This window comes from Methylobacterium sp. GC_Met_2 (assembly GCF_026540795.1).
Classification (GTDB): domain Bacteria; phylum Pseudomonadota; class Alphaproteobacteria; order Rhizobiales; family Beijerinckiaceae; genus Methylobacterium.
Genome location: NZ_JALNUM010000234.1, coordinates 1 through 2539, shown reverse-complemented (window position 1 = coordinate 2539; position 2539 = coordinate 1). Strand labels below are relative to the sequence as shown.

At 70.6% G+C, this 2539-nt stretch carries 2 protein-coding genes; both read right to left on the bottom strand.

From position 1 onward, the window contains the following. Positions 1 to 88 precede the first annotated feature (88 nt). Entirely contained in the window at positions 89 to 1594 is a 1506-nt protein-coding gene (locus OXS49_RS33115) for an ATP-binding cassette domain-containing protein (protein ID WP_267428735.1), read from the bottom strand. After that, the gene (locus OXS49_RS33110) at positions 1591 to 2511 is read right to left on the bottom strand and encodes a branched-chain amino acid ABC transporter permease (RefSeq protein WP_243999789.1); all 921 of its coding nucleotides are present in this window, start codon (positions 2509 to 2511) and stop codon (positions 1591 to 1593) included. Before OXS49_RS33110 ends, OXS49_RS33115 begins: the two co-directional genes overlap by 4 nt. Positions 2512 to 2539 lie beyond the last annotated feature (28 nt).

Below are 2539 nucleotides of genomic sequence, written 5' to 3'. Positions count from 1 at the left end.
GTCGCTCCCCTCTCCCGACCCTCGCTGACGCGAGGGCCACCCTCCCCCGCAGCGGGGGGAGGGAGAGCCGCGCGTATGACAGCGTCCCTCACAGATAGGCCGCCCCCATCTCACTGGCGAAACGCTGCGGCGGGCCTTCCCAGACGATCCGCGCCTGTTCCAGCACGTAGACCCGGTCGGCGTGCGGGAGCGCGAAGGTGACGTTCTGCTCGCCCAGCAGCACCGTGATCGGCGTGGTCTGCCGTAAGCGCTCCAGCGCCTTCGACAGCAGCTCCAGGATCACCGGGGCGAGGCCGAGCGTCGGCTCGTCGAGGATCAGCAAACGCGGGCGCATCATCAGCGCCCGGGCGATGGTCAGCATCTGCTGCTCGCCACCCGAGAGCGTGCGGGCGGTCTGGCCCTCGCGGGCCTTGAGGATCGGGAACAGCTCGTAGAGCCACTCCCGCTGCTTCGCGCTCTCGGCCTTCGGGAAATGCTGGCCGCCGAGGTCGAGGTTCTCGCGCACGCTGAGATCGCCGAACAGCTCTCGGGTCTCGGGCACCTGGACGATCCCGGCGCGCGCGATGGCGGCGGGCTTCATCCGGGCGAGGTCCCGGCCGCCGAACCGGATCGTGCCCCCATGCGGCACGAGGCCCGAGATGGCGTTGAACAGCGTGGTCTTGCCGGCGCCGTTCAGGCCGACCACCGAGACGAACTCGCCCTCGTGAACGTGGATCGAGGCGGCGCGCAGGGCCTGCGCCTTGCCGTAGAGCACGTCGACGCCCTCGACGGTGAGCAGCGAATCCGGCTTGAACGCGGCCTCGGGCCGGGCCGCCGTCTCGATGCTTCCGCCGAGATAGACCCGACGCACGGTCGGGTCGGCCATCACGGATTCGGCCGAGCCCTCGGCGATGCGCTCGCCGAGATACATGGCGAAGACCCGGTCCACGAGGGCCGCGACGCTCTTCACGTTGTGGTCGACGAGGAGGACGGCCTTGCCCTCGTCGCGAAACCCCCGGATCAGCTCGGAGAAGGCCGCGACCTCGCCGCCGGTCAGGCCGGCGAAGGGCTCGTCGACCAGCACCACCCGGGGGTCGCGGGCGATGGCCTTGGCGAGTTCCAGCCGGCGCAGGTCGGCGAAGGGCAGGGTGCCGGGCCGCCGGTCGATGACCGCGCCGAGGCCGACCCGCTCGGCAATTTCCTTGGCGCGTCGCGCGACGTGGGGATCCGCGGACAGGCGGATCAAGCTGTCGGGCAGGAGCGCGAGGCTGATATTCTCCAGCACCGTCTGCCGCTGGAGGGGCCGGGCATGCTGGAACACGAGGCCGATGCCGGAGCGTGCCACCCGGTGGGCCGGCATCCCGCCGATCTCGGCGCCGTCGAGGCGGATCGAGCCGGCGCTCGGGCGCTCCAGGCCCATGATCAGCTTCATCACGGTGGACTTGCCCGAGCCGTTCGGGCCGATCAGGCCCAGGATCTCGCCAGGCCGCAGGTCGAGGTCGATAGTCTTGACGGCGACGAGGCCGCCGTAGCGCTTGGTCAGACCGCGCACGGTGAGGCAGGGCTCGGCCAGCACGGGGGACACGGCTGGCGGGGGCGCCACGGCGACGGTCATCGGGCTCTCCGGAGCGATCCGAGGCCGAGCAGCCCCGACGGCACGAACAGGATCACCAGCAGCGCCACCGCCGAGACCACGAAGGTCGAGAGGCCGCCGAGCGGGCGCAGCAGCTCGCCCGCCGCGATCAGGAACACGGCGCCCACAGCCGCACCCACGATGGTGCGCCGGCCGCCGAGCACCGCCGCGATGATCACCTGCACGCCGACCGACGTGTTGATCAGCGTGCCGACCGAGGCGGTGCCCATGTAGAACACCACCAGCCCGCCCGCGAGGCCCGAGAAGGCGGCGCTGACCGCGAAGGCCGCGAGCTTGTGCTTGGCGACGTTGAAGCCGAGCGCCCCGGTCACCACCGGGTCCTGGCCGGCGGCCTGGAGGATCAGGCCCACGGGCGAGCGCGCGATGACGGTGAGGATGAGCCCCGAGACCGCCATGAAGCCCAGCGCCAGCCAGTAATTGGTGTCGGCGTCGATCGAGATGACGTCGGGCACGGTCAGGCCGATCTCGCCGCCGGTGAGGTCGGAGAACACCACGATCATGTTCTGCAGGAGCAGCACCGCCACCAGGGTGATCAGCCCGAAATACGGCCCGCGCACCTTCAGCGCCGGCAGCGCCAGGGCGAGGCCGCCGACTACGGCGAGCACCGTCCCGGCCGCGAGGCAGTAGGGGATCGGCAGTTCGTAGCGGTTGTTGAGGATGCCGGCGCCGTAGGCCCCGAGCCCGATCAGGAAGGTCGGGCCGAAATTCACCTCGCCGGCGAAGCCGAAGAGGAGGTCCCAGGCCATCGAGAACACGCCGAAATAGTACGCGATGGTCAGGAGGCCGAGGATGTAGCCGGAGACATACCAGGGCAGGGTGGCGGCCGCCGCGATGGCAAGGATCGCGATCCAGAAGCCGGGGGTGGTGAGGAGCTTCATGATTGCTCGCTGCGGGCAGGGATCTCCC

Coding starts and splice junctions, on each gene's coding strand:
- OXS49_RS33115 (WP_267428735.1), bottom strand. CDS start 1,594: ATGACCGTCGCCGTGGCGCCCCCGCCAGCCGTGTCCCCCGTGCTGGCC.
- OXS49_RS33110 (WP_243999789.1), bottom strand. CDS start 2,511: ATGAAGCTCCTCACCACCCCCGGCTTCTGGATCGCGATCCTTGCCATC.